Source organism: Janibacter sp. DB-40 (assembly GCF_029510815.1).
Taxonomy (GTDB): domain Bacteria; phylum Actinomycetota; class Actinomycetes; order Actinomycetales; family Dermatophilaceae; genus Janibacter.
On record NZ_CP120360.1, the window covers coordinates 1913544 to 1931760 of the forward strand.

An 18217-nucleotide genomic window follows, 5' to 3' on the forward strand; every position below is an offset into this window, starting at 1 on the left:
CTCAGACCGTCTCGTCCGCGACGACGGACGCCTCCACCGGCGGCTGCTCCACCTCGACGAGGCGGGCGTCGCGCTGGGCCTGCACGGCTGCTCCGATGAGGCCGCTGAAGAGCGGGTGCGCCTTGTCCGGACGCGACTTGAACTCGGGGTGCGCCTGGGTGGAGACGTAGTACGGGTGCACCTCAGGGGGCAGCTCGACGAACTCGACGAGCCCCAGCTGCGGGTGGGTGCCGCTGACGACCAGACCGGCCTCCTCGAGCTGGCCGAGGTAGGCGTTGTTGACCTCGTACCGGTGGCGGTGGCGCTCGGTGACCGTCGTCGAGCCGTAGGCCCGCGCCGTCACCGACCCCTCACGCAGGTCGGCCGGGTAGGAGCCCAGGCGCATCGTCCCGCCGAGGTCGCCCTCGCCGTCCACGAAGGACTTCTGCTCCTCCATCGTCGCGATGACCGGTGCGACCGACGCGTTGTCGAACTCGGTCGAGCTCGCGCCCTCGATGCCGGCGACGTTGCGCGCGTACTCGATGACCATGCACTGCAGCCCCAGGCAGATGCCGAGGGTCGGGACCTGGCGCTCACGCGCCCACCTCAGCGCGCCGAGCTTGCCCTCGATGCCGCGCACGCCGAAGCCACCGGGGACGAGGACCGCATCGACCCCGCCGAGGGCCCTGGTCGCCCCGGCCTCCGTCTCGCAGTCGTCCGAGGGGACCCAGCGGATGCGCACCCGGGCGTCGTTGTGGAAGCCACCGGCGCGCAGCGCCTCGGTCACCGACAGGTAGGCGTCCGGCAGGTCGATGTACTTGCCGACGAGGGCCACCTCGACCTCGTGGGCGGGCTGGTGCACCCGGCGCAGCAGGGTGTCCCAGCTGTCCCAGTCGACATCGGTGAAGTTCACCCCGAGGCGACGGATGACGAAGGTGTCGAGGCGCTCGCGGTGGAGCACCTTGGGGATGTCGTAGATGCTCGGGGCGTCGACGCAGGCGGCCACCCCGTCCTTCTCGACGTCACAGCTCATCGAGATCTTGCGCTTGATGTCGGTGGAGATCTCCCGGTCGGCGCGCAGCACGAGGGCGTCGGGCTGGATACCGACCTGACGCAGCGCGGCGACGGAGTGCTGCGTCGGCTTGGTCTTCATCTCGCCGCTGGGTGCGATGTACGGCACGAGCGAGACGTGCAGGAAGAAGCAGTTGTCCCGACCGAGCTCGTGGCGCACCTGTCGGGCGGCCTCGAGGAAGGGCAGCGACTCGATGTCACCGACGGTGCCGCCGATCTCGGTGATGATGATGTCCGGAGCGCTCGCGTCCTCGACGCCGGGGCTGCCGGCGGCGGGGGCACGCATCCGCGAGATGATCTCGTTGGTGATGTGCGGGATGACCTGCACGGTGTCGCCGAGGTACTCCCCCTTGCGCTCCCGGGCGATCACCCGGCTGTAGACCTGGCCGGTCGTGACATTGGCCGAGCCGTTGAGGTTCCGGTCGAGGAAGCGTTCGTAGTGACCGATGTCCAGATCGGTCTCCGCGCCGTCCTCGGTGACGAAGACCTCACCGTGCTGGAAGGGGTTCATGGTCCCCGGGTCCACGTTGAGGTACGGGTCGAGCTTCTGCATCGTGACCGAGAGGCCACGTGCGCGTAGGAGATGTCCCAGGCTCGAGGCCGTCAGGCCCTTGCCGAGTGAGGAGACGACTCCTCCGGTCACGAAGATGTGTTTCGTCAGTGCCACCACGGGCTTTCACTCTACGTCACCGAAGCGGTTCTTCGTACCTCGGGGCGTCGTGGGTCGGGCCAGGATCTGCCGCGGCACCTCAGGAGGGCCTGGCGGCCGTCCCGCGGCACTGCTCGAGGAGCTCGCGCGCGTGGGTGAGGCCGACCTCGGTGTCCCCTCCCCCCATCATCCGGGAGAGCTCACCCAGACGGTCCTCGCCCTCGACGACCCGCACGTCGCTGGAGGTGACCTGCTGGTCATGGCTCTTGTGCACGACCAGGTGCCGGTCGGCGTGGGCGGCCACCTGGGCCAGGTGGGTGACGACGATGACCTGACTGGTGCGGGCCAGTGCGGCCAGCCGGGCGCCGACGTCGAGCGCGGCCCGCCCGCCGACGCCCGCGTCGACCTCGTCGAAGACGAAGGTGGGCACCTGCGCCCGCCCCGACCCCGCGGTGGCGACCTCGATGGCCAGCATGATCCGGGACAGCTCTCCACCGGAGGCGGCCCTGCTCACCGAGCGGGGCGGGTCGCCGCGGTTGGCGGCGACCCTGATCTCGACGGCGTCGGCGCCGTCGGCGGAGACGGCGCGGTCACCGTCGGGACCCGGCAGTCGGGCACCGCCGTCGTCGGTGCGTGGCTCGACGACGACCTCCACGCGAGCACGGTCCATCCCGAGACGGCCCAGCTCCCCCTCGACGGTCTCGGCCAGGGTCGCGGCGGCGGCGGACCGGGCTGCCGTGAGCCGCCCGAGTGCCGTCTCGAGCTCCCCGACGAGGTCCTCGACGCGGGCTGTGAGCTCCTCGATGCGCTCGTCGGCGCCCTCGAGGGCCAGCAACCGGTGTCGTGAGGCGTCGCGGTGTGCAAGCACGGCGGCGACGTCCTCGCCGTACCGGCGGGTCAGGTCGGTCAGCGCGGCCCGGCGCTCCTGCACGACCCCGAGCCGGGCCGGGTCCGCCTCGATGTCGGCCGCATAGGCCGACAGTTCGCCGGCGACGTCCGCGGCCAGCACGCCGAGCTCACCGAGCCTGCGGTGGGCCTCGGCCAGGCGCGGGTCGTGCTCGACGAGACGGGAGAGCTCGTCACCGGCACGGGCGATCCGCCCGACGACGTCGTCGCCGCCGAAGCTGTCCGGGTCCGACAGCAGCCGGTGGGCCTGGTCGGCCCCCACGCGCAGCTCCTCGGCATTGCCGAGGACCTCCGCCTCCCGGGCCAGCTCGACGTCCTCACCGGCCCGCGGGTCCACGGCGTCGATCTGCTCCAGCTGGTGGGTCAGCAGCTCGACCTCCTGCAGCCGGGTGCGCTCGCCCTCGGTGAGCTCTGTCAGCTCCCCCTTCGCCTCCTGCCAGGCCCCGTACAGGCGGGCGACCTCTGCCAGCGGGCCGGCCACAGTCTCGCCGCCGAAGGTGTCGAGCAGGGCACGGTGCTGCGCGGGGCGACGCAGACGCCACTGGTCCGCCTGACCGTGGACGGCCACGAGGTCCTCCGCGAGGTCGTTCAACGTCGCGATCGGCGCCCGTCTGCCGCCGACGTGCGCACGGGAGCGCCCTGTCGCGGAGACCGTGCGGGCCAGCAGCAGCTCGTCCTCGTCCGCCGCGGCTCCGGCCTCGGCGGCCCGGGCGCGCGCCGGGTGCTGCCCATCCAGTTCGAGCGCGGCCTCGACGACTGCCTCGTCACGCCCCGAGCGGACCAGTGACGCGTCGGCACGGCCACCGAGGACGAGGCCGAGCCCGGTGACGACCATGGTCTTGCCCGCGCCGGTCTCGCCGGTGACGACGGTCAGGCCCGGATCCAGCGGCAGCGTCGCGTCCTCGATGACGCCGAGGTCGCGGATGTGCAGCTCGCGCAGCATCAGTCCTCCTGCTGGCTCTGGCGCCGACCGCGCCAGCCGTGGACGGAGAGGTCGAACTTCGCGACGAGGCGATCGGTGAAGGGCGAGTCGCTCAGCCGCGCGAGCCGGACGGGCTCGGCGGACCGGCTGACCTCGACACGGGCCCCCGGCGGCAGGTCCACCGCGCGGCGACCGTCGCACCACAGGACCCCGTGCCCCTCGGTCCCGGGCACGAGGTCCACCGCCAGGTCCGACGTCGGCGCCACGACGAGCGGGCGGGCGAAGAGTGCGTGCGCGCTGATCGGCACGACGAGCATGGCATCGACCCCGGGCCACACGACGGGGCCGCCCGCCGAGAAGGCGTAGGCGGTGGAACCGGTGGGCGTGGCCATGACCACCCCGTCGCACCCCCACGTCGACAGGGGGCGCCCGTCGATCTCCACGGTGAGGACGAGCACGCGTTCGCGGGAGGCCTTCTCGACCGTGGCCTCGTTCAGCGCCCAGGTGCGGGCGACCTCGCGGCCGTCCAGGGTGGCGACGACGTCGAGGGCCATGCGCTCCTCGACACGGTAGGCACGGTTGACGATGTGCTCGACCGTGGCCTCGACGTCCTCGCGCTCGGCCTCGGCGAGGAAGCCGACATGACCGAGGTTGACGCCCAGGACCGGCACACCGGCGCCGCGGGCGGTCTCCGCCCCCCGCAGGATCGTCCCGTCGCCACCGAGGACCACCACGAGCTCGACCCCGCAGGCCGGGTCGTCGCCCTCGTGGACCACGGAGACCGGGTGCTGTCCCAGGACGCTCTCGGCGATCTCTCCCGCGGGGATGCGCACCTCGAGGCCTGCCTCGGCCAGCCGCTCGGCGACGCCGACGGCCACCTCGAGGGCCTCGGGGCGACCGGGGTGGGTCATCAGGAGCACCCGTCGCTGGTCGCTCACGTGTCCTCCTCCTGCACCAGATCGCTGATCGTCACCTGCTGAGCCTGCCACGTCATGCCGACGTCCGGGCGGCGGGTGAGGTGCACGAGGTACTCGTGATTTCCCTCTCCCCCACGCACCGGGCTCACCGTGAGGCCGAGCACCGACAGACCCACCTCTCCCGCCCGGGCCAGCACGGACCCGATGGCGTCGGCGCGGGCCTCGGCGGACGCGACGACCCCTCGCCGACCGATACGGTCCCGACCGACCTCGAACTGCGGCTTGATGAGCAGCACGGCCTCACCGTCGGCGGTGAGCAGGCCGCCGACCTCGTCCAGCACCAGGCGAAGGGAGATGAAGCTCAGGTCACCGACGGCCACCTCGACCGGGCCGTCGATGTCCGCGGCGGTCAACCCCCGGATGGTCGTGCCGCTGCGATCCTCCACCCGCGGATCGCCCGCCAGCTCGGGCGCAAGCTGACCGTGACCGACGTCGAGTGCGGTGACGTGTGCGGCACCGTGCTCGAGCAGCACCTGCGTGAAGCCACCGGTCGACGCACCGATGTCGAGGCACCGTCGTCCGGTGACGTCCAGCTCGAAGGCGGCGAAGGCGCCCACGAGCTTCAGGGCAGCACGCCCGACCCAGCGGTCGGCCTCGCCGACGACGACCATCTCGCACGTGGGCGAGACCCGCGTTGCGGCCTTCGTGGCCGTGACCCCGTTGACGAGCACGTCACCCGCGGCGATGAGCCCGTGGGCCCGGGTGCGGCTGCGGGCCAGGCCGCGCTCGACGAGGGCGACGTCCAGCCGTGAGTCCGAACCCACTCAGGTGCCGAGGTCGGACAGGCGCGAGGTCAGCGTCCGGTGCACCGACTCCCCGGCGACGAGGGTGGCATCGAGATCCGCGTCGTCGACCGCGGCCAGATCGCGCAGGGCGGCATCGACGACGAGATCGCCGGTCTCGGGGGCCGCCGTCCCGCCCTCTCCCGCGGTGGCGCCGGGCAGGTCGGCCGGCGGCGCGGTCGCCGGCGCCACCGGCTCCGCGGGTCCGGGCCGAGGCATGTTCTCGGAGTGGTCCATCGGCTCAGGCATCCGGGCTTGATCCGCTGGACGCGCTCTTCTTCGCCGGGGCCTTCTTGGCCGCGCTCTTCTTCGCCGGGGCCTTCTTGGCCGCGCTCTTCTTCGCCGCGCTCTTCTTCGCCGCGCTCTTCTTCGCCGGGGCCTTCTTCGCCGACGAGGTCGCCGTGGCGGACGTCGTCCGGGCGGTCTTCTTCGCCGGGGCCTGGCGCGTCGTCGCCTTCCTCGGCGGGGCATCCTCCGCCTCGTCCGCCCCCGTCGTCTCCGGCTCCTTGCGGGCGCGCAGGGTGGCGCTCAACGCGTCGAGGTCGGCCTGCTCCTCCTCCGGCCACACGGGCTCCTGGGACGTGGCCCCACGCTCTGTCGGAACCGCGCTGGCGACGAGCAGGGTGTCTGCGAGACGCACGACGTCCAGGGTCCGGTCCAGGGTCGCCTCCGTCACCTTCAGGCCGAGATGGATCATTTCGCGTACGGGGTCCACGTCACTCCTCGTGTCGACTACCGCTCCACGCTACCGGTTGGCCATCAGCGCCCGAGCGTCCTCCCGGGTGATCCGTCCCGCGTCCACGGCGGCCCAGAGGGCGTCGAGTGCTGCCCGGACGGCGTCCATCCCCCGACCCTCGACGGTCAGGGGGCCATCGCACCGGGCACGCGCGCGTCCCCGGCAGGACCAGTCGCCGTCGCGCGCCCCGCGGGGGTACTCCTGCGTCAACGCGCGCAGGTCCTCCAGCACGTACGTCGGCCGGCACGTCGGCAACGCACCTGCGGCATCGACGGCCCCGTGCACGCCCGTGAGGACCAACGCCGTGTGCATGCCTGCCGCCTCGGCTCCCGCGATGTCGGTCTCGAGGCGATCACCGATGGCCAGCGTCCGCTGCACCCCTGCACCGACGAGGTCGGCGGCCAGGGCATACATCGGCGGATGGGGCTTCCCGACGACCAGGGGGTCCGTGTCCACCGCGGCCCGCACGGCAGCCACGAGGGAGCCGTTGCCGGGCACCGGGCCCCGTTCCGTCGGTAGGGTCAGGTCCTCGTTCGTGGCGATCCAACGGGCACCCGCCCGGATCGCCACGGCCGCAGCGCCCAGATCCGCGGCCGTGACCCCCGATCCGTACCCCTGCACGACGGCGACGACCTCCCCCTCGTCCTGCGGCGATCGCGGCTGCAGGCCGACGTCCCGCAAGCACGTCGCCACACCGGGACCACCGACCGTCAGGACAGGTGACCCGGGAGGCACGGTCTGTGCGAGCTCACGCGCAGCAGCGAAGGACGACGTGAGCACGCGGTCGTCACTCGTCCGGATGCCGTGACCGCGCAGCATCGCACCGACCTCCGAGGGGGTGCGGGAGGCGTTGTTCGTGACGAAGACCGCGGGGACCGCGAGGGAGTTCACCGAGTCGACCGCGTGCGCCAGAGCCGTTGCCCCGGCGACGACGACACCGTCCAGGTCGCTGACGACGGCCTCGTAACCATCGATGAGTCGCGTCACGCCCGCGGGTCCTGCTCCTCGACCTCCTCGACGAGGACGCCGTCGATCTCGTCGATCCGGTCGACCGCATCGGTCTCGCCGTCCTGGTCGGCCACTGCGGCCTTGCTGAACCAGTCCCGGGCGTCGTCGGTGCGCCCCACCTCGAGCAGCGCGTCCGCGTAGGCGTACCAGACACGCGCGGCCCACGGCTTCCCGGTGACCTTCTCGACCTGGCCCTGCAGGGCCAGGACTGCCGACTGCGCCTGCCCCATGTCACGTCGGATGCCGGACCCGACGATGAGCAGCTCGATCTGCTCCTCCTGACCGAGCGAGCGGGCCTCCGGTGACCCGAGGAGCTCCAGCGCCCGCTCCGGCCGCCCCAGGCCACGCTCGCAGTCGACCATCAACGGGAGCAGGTGCGAGGAACCACTCAGCCGTCGGACGGTGCGGAACTCCGTGAGGGCGCGCGCGTAGTCGCCCATGCGGTAGGCGACGAATCCGAGGGCCTCGCGGGCAGCCGGCACGCGACCTGCCCGGCGGACCGCGGTCTCGGCGTGCGCCAGAGCACCGTCCATGTCCTCGGCCTCCAGCAGCAGCGCGACCATCACCAGGTGCTGCGCGACGCCGTCGGCGTTCTCCTTGCTCAGGGTCCGCAGCTGCTGACGCACGCTGCGGTCGAGCTCGGCCCCGGTGACCTCGGAGGCAATGGCCGGTTCCGGCTTGCGCCCCTCCTTGGGCACCAGCCGCGAGCCGCCCCGGTCGTCCTCCCCCCGGCCGGCACCGGCGCGCTCGGGTCGGGCGGATCGGTTGTCCCGACGCTCGTCACGTCGTCCACCGTCACGCCCGCCACCGCGGCGGTCGTCCCGACGAGCGGAGCCGTCCCGTCCACCGGGGCGACCGCCCTGGGCGCCGCCTCGCCCGCGCCCCCCGTCTCCTCGTCGTCCGTCCCCGTGTGCGCCGCGCCTCTCGTCCACTGTTCAACCCTCTCTCTGCCACCCGGTGGCCATCTCGACCCAGACTTCCCTGCCCCGGCCGTCCATGCAAACGCCTCGGTCGCGACATGAATGCGCCCAGAACGAACGAAAGCCCCCAACGGTGTGGTTGGGGGCTTTCGTGTGAATGGTTGTCCGGCTGCGTCCTACTCTCCCACACCGTCTCCAGTGCAGTACCATCGGCGCTGAAAGGCTTAGCTTCCGGGTTCGGAATGGGACCGGGCGTTTCCCTTTCGCTGTGACAGCCGTAACTCTATGGAAATACGATTCGCAGGTTTCACCCCGGATCGGGGGTGGCTGACCGTATCTCGGGAACTGCACAGTGGACGCGAACGTTTCTTTTTTTACGCAACAAGTGTTGTGTGTGTATCAAGTCATCGGCTTATTAGTACCAGTCAGCTGCATGCATTGCTGCACTTCCACATCTGGCCTATCAACCCAGTCGTCTACTGGGAGCCTCTCGAACCGTAGTTCATGGAAACCTCATCTTGAGACATGCTTCCCGCTTAGATGCTTTCAGCGGTTATCACTCCCGAACGTAGCTAATGAGCGGTGCTCTTGGCAGAACAACTCACACACCAGAGGTTCGTCCAACCCGGTCCTCTCGTACTAGGGTCAGCCTCTCTCAAGTTTCCTACGCGCACAGCGGATAGGGACCGAACTGTCTCACGACGTTCTAAACCCAGCTCGCGTGCCGCTTTAATGGGCGAACAGCCCAACCCTTGGGAGATACTCCACCCCCAGGATGCGACGAGCCGACATCGAGGTGCCAAACCATCCCGTCGATATGGACTCTTGGGGAAGATCAGCCTGTTATCCCCGGGGTACCTTTTATCCGTTGAGCGACGGCGCTTCCACAAGCCACCGTCGGGTCACTAGTTCCGACTTTCGTCCCTGCTCGACATGTCTGTCTCGCAGTCAAGCTCCCTTGTACACTTGCACTCGCCACCTGATTGCCAACCAGGCTGAGGGAACCTTTGAGCGCCTCCGTTACTGTTTAGGAGGCAACCGCCCCAGTTAAACTACCCACCAGGCAATGTCCCTGATCCGGATCACGGACCGAGGTTAGATAACCAGAACGACCAGAGTGGTATTTCAACGATGACTCCACACACACTGGCGTGCATGCTTCAACGTCTCCCACCTATCCTACACAAGCCGTCCCGATCACCAATACCAAGCTATAGTGAAGGTCCCGGGGTCTTTCCGTCCTGCTGCGCGTAACGAGCATCTTTACTCGTAGTGCAATTTCGCCGAGTTCGTGGTTGAGACAGTGGAGAAGTCGTTACGCCATTCGTGCAGGTCGGAACTTACCCGACAAGGAATTTCGCTACCTTAGGATGGTTATAGTTACCACCGCCGTTTACTGGGGCTTAAATTCTCCGCTTCGGCCACACGTGGCCTAACAGGTCCTCTTAACCTTCCAGCACCGGGCAGGCGTCAGTCCGTATACATCGTCTTGCGACTTCGCACGGACCTGTGTTTTTAGTAAACAGTCGCTTCTCCCTGGTCTCTGCGGCCCTTTCCCCTAGCCCGTGAAGAGCTTCAGGGTCCGGGCCCCCTTCTCCCGAAGTTACGGGGGCATTTTGCCGAATTCCTTAACCACGATTCACTCGATCGCCTTGGTATTCTCTACCCAACCACCTGAGTCGGTTTGGGGTACGGGCGGCTAGAACCTCGCTAGAGGATTTTCTCGACAGCATAGGATCACCCTGCTTCCCGCTAAAGCGGTCACCATCAGGTCTCAGGCACATGAGCTGCGGATTTGCCTACAGCTCGCCCTACACCCTTGGACGTGGACAACCATCGCCACGCGGAGGCTACCTTCCTGCGTCTCCCCATCGCTTGACTACTACCAGCTCGGGTCACGCGTTCCACCCACCGGCGGGATCCGAAGATCCCTGTGGTGGGCTTCAGGCGCTTAGCATCACTGGATTCATCAGGGGCGGTTCTTCGCCGGTTCCGGAATATCAACCGGATGTCCATCGACTACGCCTGTCGGCCTCGCCTTAGGTCCCGACTTACCCAGGGCAGATTAGCTTGACCCTGGAACCCTTGGTTATTCGGCGGACGGGTTTCTCACCCGTCTTTCGCTACTCATGCCTGCATTCTCACTCGTGTGGCATCCACGACTGGATCACTCCGCCGCTTCACTCGCCACACGACGCTCCCCTACCCATCAACACGCCTGGACACCCACCCCGAAAGGAGGATGCCGAGCAGTGCGTTAATGCCACAGCTTCGGTGGTGTGCTTGAGCCCCGCTACATTGTCGGCGCGGAATCACTTGACCAGTGAGCTATTACGCACTCTTTCAAGGATGGCTGCTTCTAAGCCAACCTCCTGGTTGTCACGGCAACTCCACATCCTTTTCCACTTAGCACACGCTTAGGGACCTTAGCTGGTGATCTGGGCTGTTTCCCTCTCGACCACGGAGCTTATCCCCCGCAGTCTCACTGCCACGCTCTCACTTACCGGCATTCGGAGTTTGGCTAACGTCAGTAACCTGGTGAGGCCCATCAGCTATCCAGTAGCTCTACCTCCGGTAAGAAACACGTGACGCTGCACCTAAATGCATTTCGGGGAGAACCAGCTATCACGGAGTTTGATTGGCCTTTCACCCCTACCCACAGCTCATCCCCTCAGTTTTCAACCTAAGTGGGTTCGGTCCTCCACGACGTCTTACCGTCGCTTCAACCTGGCCATGGGTAGATCACTCCGCTTCGGGTCTAGACCCAGCGACTCATACGCCCTATTCGGACTCGCTTTCGCTACGGCTTCCCCACACGGGTTAACCTTGCCACTGAGCACTAACTCGCAGGCTCATTCTTCAAAAGGCACGCCGTCACCCCACAAGGAGGCTCCGACGGATTGTAGGCACACGGTTTCAGGATCTATTTCACTCCCCTCCCGGGGTACTTTTCACCTTTCCCTCACGGTACTTGTCCGCTATCGGTCACCAGGGAATATTTAGGCTTAGCGGGTGGTCCCGCCAGATTCACACGGGATTTCTCGAGCCCCGTGCTACTTGGGAACACTCCACGAGAGTCTGCATCATTTCGTCTACGGGGGTCGCACCCTCTGTGCCGAGCCATTCAAGACTCTTCGACTATGACGCAGATTTATCACTCCCGTCCGGGATGTCAGTCCCGAAACGAAGGTCCCACAACCCCGCACCTGCAACGCCTGACAGCTATCACACAAGTGCGGTTTGGCCTGATCCGATTTCGCTCGCCACTACTCACGGAATCACAATTGTTTTCTCTTCCTGTGGGTACTGAGATGTTTCACTTCCCCACGTTCCCTCTACCCGGCCTATATATTCAGCCGGGAGTGACTGGACTTGCCTCCAGCCGGGTTTCCCCATTCGGAAATCCTCGGATCACAGTCTGGTTATCGACTCCCCGAGGCTTATCGCAGATTCCTACGTCCTTCTTCGGTTCCTGGTGCCAAGGCATCCACCGTGCGCCCTTAAAAACTTGAGCCACAAAGATGCTCGCGTCCACTGTGTAGTTCTCAACATACGGGCAGCACCCCACCCAACTGTCGACGCTGACCACCACACCCCAAAACACAGGATGCACGTGGCAGTCCGCCGACCAGGCAGGGCCCACAACCAACACACCCACCACCACAACAGCAGCAGGCGCTTCGTTGGCCATCAGGAACAAGCTCACCGCCTGAACCCTCAGGACCCAACAACGTGTCCGACACCCACCCCGACCAGCCGCGGCGTTCCACCACACCCCCACCAAGGGGCTGCAGGTACTAGCACGCGACCCACCAGGGTCACGATGTCATGATCGATGTTCCACCCAGAGCACCCGGCTGCCGGACATCCGCCGACACAACCGGGCATGACCACCAACCACCACCAAAAGCAGTGGCCGGGGCATTGAAAGCTCCTTAGAAAGGAGGTGATCCAGCCGCACCTTCCGGTACGGCTACCTTGTTACGACTTAGTCCCAATCGCCAGTCCCACCTTCGACGGCTCCCTCCACGAGGGTTGGGCCACCGGCTTCGGGTGTTACCGACTTTCGTGACTTGACGGGCGGTGTGTACAAGGCCCGGGAACGTATTCACCGCAGCGTTGCTGATCTGCGATTACTAGCGACTCCGACTTCATGGGGTCGAGTTGCAGACCCCAATCCGAACTGAGACCGGTTTTTTGGGATTCGCTCCACCTTGCGGTTTCGCAGCCCATTGTACCGGCCATTGTAGCATGCGTGAAGCCCAAGACATAAGGGGCATGATGATTTGACGTCATCCCCACCTTCCTCCGAGTTGACCCCGGCAGTCTTCCATGAGTCCCCACCATTACGTGCTGGCAACATAGAACGAGGGTTGCGCTCGTTGCGGGACTTAACCCAACATCTCACGACACGAGCTGACGACAACCATGCACCACCTGTATACCGACCAAAAAGGGGCACCCATCTCTGGGTGTTACCGGTATATGTCAAGCCTTGGTAAGGTTCTTCGCGTTGCATCGAATTAATCCGCATGCTCCGCCGCTTGTGCGGGCCCCCGTCAATTCCTTTGAGTTTTAGCCTTGCGGCCGTACTCCCCAGGCGGGGCGCTTAATGCGTTAGCTGCGGCACGGAACTCGTGGAATGAGTCCCACACCTAGCGCCCAACGTTTACGGCATGGACTACCAGGGTATCTAATCCTGTTCGCTCCCCATGCTTTCGCTTCTCAGCGTCAGTAGTGGCCCAGAGACCTGCCTTCGCCATCGGTGTTCCTCCTGATATCTGCGCATTTCACCGCTACACCAGGAATTCCAGTCTCCCCTACCACACTCTAGTCTGCCCGTACCCACTGCAAGTCCGAGGTTGAGCCTCGGATTTTCACAGCAGACGCGACAAACCGCCTACAAGCCCTTTACGCCCAATAATTCCGGACAACGCTCGCACCCTACGTATTACCGCGGCTGCTGGCACGTAGTTAGCCGGTGCTTCTTCTGCAGGTACCGTCACTTTCGCTTCTTCCCTGCTGAAAGAGGTTTACAACCCGAAGGCCGTCATCCCTCACGCGGCGTCGCTGCATCAGGCTTTCGCCCATTGTGCAATATTCCCCACTGCTGCCTCCCGTAGGAGTCTGGGCCGTGTCTCAGTCCCAGTGTGGCCGGTCGCCCTCTCAGGCCGGCTACCCGTCGTCGCCTTGGTGAGCCATTACCTCACCAACAAGCTGATAGGCCGCGAGCCCATCCCAGACCGAAAAACTTTCCAGACCATGCCCATGCGGACTGATCTCATATCCAGTATTAGACGCCGTTTCCAGCGCTTATTCCGGAGTCTGGGGCAGGTTGCTCACGTGTTACTCACCCGTTCGCCACTGATCCACCCCAAGCAAGCTTGGAGCTTCACCGTTCGACTTGCATGTGTTAAGCACGCCGCCAGCGTTCGTCCTGAGCCAGGATCAAACTCTCCGTTGATGATAAAAACCCCCACCCCCAGGCAAAACCCAGGAGCAGAAGCCAATCAATAACCCAACAAAGGGCCTAAAATCCCGGCTGAGCAAGAACAACTAGCAAAAACTGCTACTTGTCTCAATCAACCAAAAGAAAATGCTCCCCAACCAAACCAACCCACACCACACGGCACAGGCCAGATCAGCCAAGGAACGAGGTATTGGCATCGATCATTTGACACGCTGTTGAGTTCTCAAGATTCACACGCACACCCCACACAACCCACCAACCGGCGACCTGCACAAGGGGCAACTTCTCCATCTTACTGTGTGTCGCTGCAGTGTCAACTTGGCTGCTCTCGATCCTGATCGGAGGAGACCAGCAGATTGGCGTCTGCGGCGACTTCCCACCTTAGCAGTCCGACTGCCTCGGCTCCAACTCGGTTGTGCTGCGCACCTGGGTGCTCACGATCCGTGTCGGATGGGGATCAACTCGGCGGGACCGGCCTACTTGGTGCGACCCTGCAAGGGCCACCACTTGGTGTCCGTTCCTCCCTCTCGGGCTGACAGATGAAACATTAGATCACCGTTCGGCGCTGCGCCAAATCGGCGCTGGGGCAAGCGCTTTCGGCCGTCAGCTGAGGCGCGCGGCGGCCAGGTTCTTGCGGCCGCGACGCACGACGGCCACGCGGCTGTGGAGGTAGTCCCCCGGACCGAGCAGGTAGCCCTCGTCCCCCACCTTGTGGCCGTTGATCGAGACGGCTCCGTCACCGATGGCCCGGCGTGCAGCCTTCTTCGACTCCACCAGGCCGGTGGCCACGAGGACGTCCAGGAGTCCGGTCCCCGCCGGCACATCCGCCCCGGGGAGCTCACTCGTCGCGTCGACGAGCGTCTGCTCGTCCAGGGCGCGAACGTCACCCTTGCCGAAGAGGGCCTCGGACGCCGCCTGGACCGAGGCCGTGGCCTGCTCCCCGTGGACGAGCGTGGTCATGTCCGCGGCCAGGGTGCGCTGGGCCGCTCGCCGCCAGGGCTCGTCTGCGACGAGGCGCTCGAGCTCGGCGACCTCCTCACGTGTGCGGTCCGTGAAGACCTTGAGGAGCTTGACCACCGAGGCGTCCTCGACGTTGACCCAGTACTGGTAGAACGCGTACGGACTCGTCATCTGCGCATCGAGCCAGACCGCGTTGCCCTCGGACTTGCCGAACTTGTTCCCGTGGGCGTCGGTGATCAACGGAGTCGTCAGCAGGTGGACCGACTCCCCCTCGGCGCGGTGGATGAGGTCCGACCCGGCCGTGAGGTTGCCCCACTGGTCCTGACCGCCCGTCTGCAGCGTGCACCCGTACTCACGGAAGAGCTGCAGGAAGTCGAGCCCCTGCAGGATCTGGTAGCTGAACTCGGTGTAGGAGATGCCCTCGTCGCTGTTCAGGCGTGCGGCCACTGCCTCCTTGCGCACCATCTGGTTGACACGGAAGTGCTTGCCGACGTCCCGGAGGAAGTCCAGCGCCGACATCGGTGCGGTCCAGTCGAGGTTGTTCACCGTGATCGCGGCGTTGGTCCCGTCGAAGTCGAGGAAGGGCCGGACCTGTTCCTGGATCCGGGTCACCCACTCAGCGGTCTGCTCCTTGGTCTTCAGCACCCGCTCCGCCGTCGGACGCGGGTCGCCGATGAGTCCGGTCGAGCCACCGACGAGGCAGATGACGCGGTGGCCGGCCCGCTGCAGGTGACGCAGCACGATCAGCTGGACCAGGTTGCCGAAGTGCAGCGACGGTGCCGTGGGGTCGAACCCGCAGTACAGGGTGATCGGTCCGTCGGCGAGCGCCTGTCGCAAGGCGGCCTCGTCCGTGGTCTGGGCCACCAGTCCACGCCACTGCAGCTCGTCGAGGATGTCGGTCACGGTGGTCTCGATCCTTCCCGGAGGGTTCGGGCGCCCTGCTGGCCGTCCGGGGACAGCCTGCCATGCACGATCTCCCCGTCGTGGAGGGGCACCGATCCGGCATGTGGAACGGGGGGTGACGTCAGCGCGTCCGTGTGGGCTAAGGTATGCCTTGCCTCACCAATGAAGGGAGATCCTCGTGATCGTGTGCAACTGCGCCGTCGTCGGCGACAAGCAGATCGCTGCCGCGGCGGCCGACGGCGCGAGCACTCTCTCCCAGGTGTGCGCCAGCACCGGAGCGGGCCGCGATTGCGGCGCGTGTGTCTTCTCCGTTCGACGCATTCTCTGCGACACTGTGGGTGCCGAGGGTCCGCAGGACTCTTTCCCCACCGTCGCGGAGGTCGAACGTGCAGCCAGTTGACCCGAGGGTCGTCACCCTCCTGAACGAGGCGCTCACCATCGAGCTGACCGTCGTCAACGGTTACTTCCTCAACGCGCGCATGCTCGACAACTGGGGCCTCCCGCGCCTCGGGAAGGTCTTCTACGACCTGTCGATCGGCGAGATGAAGGACGCGGACGAGCTCATCGAGCGCATCCTGATGTTCGACGGGCACCCCAACGTGCAGAAGCTGAACAACATCCAGGTCGGCGAGAACGCCGTCGAGATGCTGGAGCTGGCCCTGGCCAGCGAGGTGCACGCGGTCAAGACCTTCAACGCCGCAGCCCACGAGTGCCACGGGTTCGGGGACCACGCCACGGCCAACGTCTTCGAGGAGATGGCCCGCGACGAGGAGGCCCACGCCGACTGGTTCGAGGCGCAGCTCGACGCCTGCACGCGCGTCGGCATGGAGAACTACCTCGCCCAGCAGGTCGACGTCTCCGTCAATCCCGCCTGACCCTGCGGGGTCGGCCCGGGCGGTACGCCGAGACCGTCGGTTCACCGTCGATCCAGTACCGCCAGGGATAGACCGCACCATCGCCCCCGGGGCCGGACACCCCGACCCGCGGGCCGGTGCGCACCCGTGCGTCCGGCACGGGTTCCGGCGGTGCGTACAGGGCGAAGGGGGATCCCCGCCCGGTCAACGCCGCCCCGTCGTCCTCGCCGCCGATCGCCATGGCCTTGGTGAGGCGCCCCGGCCCGCGGGCGAGGTCCCGGTCCGGGACCCCCGGCCGACGGTCGGGCATGAGCCCTTCCCCCGACACGACCTCGCCGGCGCGCACGAGGACGGCGGCGCACTCCCCCGTCGTCCCGCAGACGATGTTGCAGCACCAGTGGATGCCGTAGCTGCGGTAGACGTACAGGTGGCCCGGCGGGCCGAACATCACCCGGGTGCGCGGGGTCATGCCCCGGTACCCGTGCGAGCCCGGGTCCACCTCGCCGTGATACGCCTCGACCTCGGTCAGGCGCAGGGTCACCCCGCGACCGACCAGGTGCGTGCCCAGCAGCGACCGGGCGACCTCGAGCGGGTCCCGTCCGAGGTCGCGGACGGTCAGGCGCCGGCCACGCGGGGGTGCGATCAGCGGGCCCCGATCCGCGTGGCGGCCCAGGCGCCGAGCTCCTCGACCTGCGCCCGCGCAGTCCCGATCTGGTCCCGGACGCGATCGGGCGCGGTGCCGCCCTTCGCATCGCGGGAGGCCAGGGACCCGGCGACCGAGAGGACCTCGCGCACTCCGGGTGTCAGGTGCTCGCTGATCCGGGAGAGGTCCTCGTCAGTGAGGTCCCACAGCTCGATCTGGCGGTCCTCGCACTCCCGCACGCAGGATCCGGCGACCTCGTGCGCGATCCGGAAGGGCACGCCCTGACGCACGAGCCACTCCGCGATGTCGGTTGCGAGCGAGAATCCCTGCGGCGCGAGGGCGGCCATCCGATCACCGTGGTAGGTCAGCGTCGCGACCATCCCGGAGAAGGCCGGCAGCAGCAGCTCGAGGGTGTCGACCGCGTCGAAGACCGGCTCCTTGTCCTCCTGCAGGTCGCGGTTGTAGGCGAGCGGCAACGCCTTGAGCGTCGTCATGAGCCCGGCGAGGTCTCCGACGAGTCGCCCCGCCTTGCCGCGGGCGAGCTCGGCCACGTCGGGGTTCTTCTTCTGCGGCATGATGCTCGACCCGGTCGAGAAGGCGTCGTCGAGGGTGATGAAGGAGAACTCCTTCGTGGCCCAGAGGATGACCTCCTCGGCCAGCCGCGAGACGTCCACGGCGGACATCGCCGCGACGAAGCAGAACTCGGCGACGAAGTCGCGGGACGCGGTCCCGTCGATGGAGTTCTCGACGGCTCCGGAGAAGCCGAGGTCGCTCGCGACCGCCTCCGGGTCGAGCCCGAGCGAGGATCCCGCCAGTGCGCCGGAACCGTACGGGCTCAGCGAGGTGCGGCGATCCCAGTCGACGAGACGCTCGACGTCCCGCAGCAGCGCCCAGGCGTGGGCGAGCAGGTGGTGGCTGAGCAGGACCGGCTGGGCGTGCTGCAGATGGGTGCGCCCGGGCATCGGGACGTCGATGTGCGCCTCTGCCTGCTCGACGAGTGCGTTCACGACCTCCAGCAGCAGCCCGGCCACGATGCGCGCGTGGTCGCGCAGGTACATGCGGAAGAGGGTGGCCACCTGGTCGTTGCGGGATCGCCCGGCTCGCAGGCGCCCGCCGACGTCGGGGCCGACCCGCTCGATGAGCCCGCGCTCCAGGGCGGTGTGGACGTCCTCGTCGTCCTGGGCGGGGACGAAGGCGCCCGTCTCGACGTCCTCGGCCAACCGGGCCAGCCCCTGGAGCATCGCCGAGAGGTTCGCCTCGTCGAGGAGGCCGGCGGAGTGCAGCACCCGGGCGTGCGCCCGCGAGCCGGCGATGTCGTACGGCGCCAGTCGCCAGTCGAAGTGGGTCGACTTGCTCAGGGCCGCCAGGGCGTCGCTCGGACCGCCGGCGAAGCGGCCGCCCCACAGGCTGACCCGCTCCTCTCCGGGTGCGGTCGGT

At 66.9% G+C, this 18217-nt stretch carries 13 protein-coding genes and 3 rRNA genes; 2 read left to right on the forward strand and 14 right to left on the reverse strand.

Going from position 1 to position 18217, the window contains the following annotated elements:
• Position 1: 1 nt before the first annotated feature.
• The 12 genes from PVE36_RS09040 to tyrS form a co-directional block, all read right to left on the reverse strand.
• Entirely contained in the window at positions 2–1720 is a 1719-nt protein-coding gene (locus tag PVE36_RS09040; protein WP_277451745.1) for a CTP synthase, read from the reverse strand.
• Positions 1721–1799: 79 nt separating this feature from the next.
• Complete coding sequence (gene recN / locus PVE36_RS09045) at positions 1800–3548, reverse strand: DNA repair protein RecN (protein ID WP_277451747.1); 1749 nt, start codon at positions 3546–3548, stop codon at positions 1800–1802.
• Positions 3548–4465, reverse strand: coding sequence for an NAD kinase (locus PVE36_RS09050; RefSeq protein ID WP_277451749.1), 918 nt, complete (start codon positions 4463–4465; stop codon positions 3548–3550). Before PVE36_RS09050 ends, recN begins: the two co-directional genes overlap by 1 nt.
• A complete protein-coding gene (locus PVE36_RS09055) occupies positions 4462–5268 on the reverse strand; it encodes a TlyA family RNA methyltransferase (protein ID WP_277451750.1) in 807 nt (268 codons plus the stop codon). The genes PVE36_RS09050 and PVE36_RS09055 overlap by 4 nt, the downstream gene beginning before the upstream one ends.
• Positions 5269–5535 (reverse strand): hypothetical protein, encoded by a 267-nt coding sequence (locus PVE36_RS09060; RefSeq protein WP_277451751.1) that lies wholly within the window; start codon positions 5533–5535, stop codon positions 5269–5271.
• Positions 5528–5983 carry a hypothetical protein gene (locus PVE36_RS09065; protein WP_277451752.1) on the reverse strand — a complete coding sequence of 152 codons (456 nt, stop codon included), beginning with the start codon at positions 5981–5983 and terminating at the stop codon, positions 5528–5530. Before PVE36_RS09065 ends, PVE36_RS09060 begins: the two co-directional genes overlap by 8 nt.
• Before the next feature lie 48 nt (positions 5984–6031).
• Positions 6032–7009, reverse strand: a complete 978-nt coding sequence (locus tag PVE36_RS09070; protein WP_277451754.1) for an HAD-IIA family hydrolase — start codon at positions 7007–7009, stop codon at positions 6032–6034.
• Positions 7006–7962, reverse strand: coding sequence for a tetratricopeptide repeat protein (locus PVE36_RS09075; RefSeq protein ID WP_277451755.1), 957 nt, complete (start codon positions 7960–7962; stop codon positions 7006–7008). Before PVE36_RS09075 ends, PVE36_RS09070 begins: the two co-directional genes overlap by 4 nt.
• Before the next feature lie 151 nt (positions 7963–8113).
• Positions 8114–8230: ribosomal RNA gene (rrf, locus tag PVE36_RS09080) — 5S ribosomal RNA — on the reverse strand.
• Between the two features lie 115 nt (positions 8231–8345).
• Positions 8346–11464 (reverse strand): 23S ribosomal RNA (locus PVE36_RS09085).
• A gap of 425 nt (positions 11465–11889) precedes the next feature.
• A 16S ribosomal RNA gene (locus tag PVE36_RS09090) occupies positions 11890–13414 on the reverse strand.
• Together the 16S, 23S and 5S rRNA genes form the textbook arrangement of a ribosomal RNA operon.
• A gap of 609 nt (positions 13415–14023) precedes the next feature.
• Positions 14024–15283 (reverse strand): tyrosine--tRNA ligase, encoded by a 1260-nt coding sequence (tyrS, locus tag PVE36_RS09095; RefSeq protein WP_277451756.1) that lies wholly within the window; start codon positions 15281–15283, stop codon positions 14024–14026.
• Positions 15284–15461: 178 nt separating this feature from the next.
• Between tyrS and PVE36_RS09100 the strand changes: the two genes are divergently transcribed.
• Together PVE36_RS09100 and bfr are read left to right on the forward strand one after the other, a co-directional pair.
• A complete protein-coding gene (locus PVE36_RS09100; RefSeq protein ID WP_277451758.1) occupies positions 15462–15683 on the forward strand; it encodes a (2Fe-2S)-binding protein in 222 nt (73 codons plus the stop codon).
• On the forward strand, positions 15670–16158 hold the full coding sequence (bfr, locus tag PVE36_RS09105) for a bacterioferritin (RefSeq protein WP_277451761.1): 489 nt from the start codon (positions 15670–15672) through the stop codon (positions 16156–16158). The genes PVE36_RS09100 and bfr overlap by 14 nt, the downstream gene beginning before the upstream one ends.
• Here bfr and PVE36_RS09110 read toward each other — a convergent pair.
• Together PVE36_RS09110 and argH are read right to left on the reverse strand one after the other, a co-directional pair.
• Complete coding sequence (locus tag PVE36_RS09110) at positions 16145–16810, reverse strand: DNA-3-methyladenine glycosylase (protein ID WP_346780645.1); 666 nt, start codon at positions 16808–16810, stop codon at positions 16145–16147. The two genes, bfr and PVE36_RS09110, sit on opposite strands and share 14 nt — an antisense overlap.
• On the reverse strand, positions 16780–18186 hold the full coding sequence (gene argH / locus PVE36_RS09115; protein ID WP_277455801.1) for an argininosuccinate lyase: 1407 nt from the start codon (positions 18184–18186) through the stop codon (positions 16780–16782). Before argH ends, PVE36_RS09110 begins: the two co-directional genes overlap by 31 nt.
• Positions 18187–18217: the final 31 nt, after the last annotated feature.

Bases quoted from the DNA above. Each gene is read 5' to 3' on its own strand.
- recN (WP_277451747.1), bottom strand. From the start codon at position 3,548: ATGCTGCGCGAGCTGCACATCCGCGACCTCGGCGTCATCGAGGACGCG.
- PVE36_RS09065 (WP_277451752.1), bottom strand. From the start codon at position 5,983: ATGATCCATCTCGGCCTGAAGGTGACGGAGGCGACCCTGGACCGGACC.
- PVE36_RS09060 (WP_277451751.1), bottom strand. From the start codon at position 5,535: ATGCCTGAGCCGATGGACCACTCCGAGAACATGCCTCGGCCCGGACCC.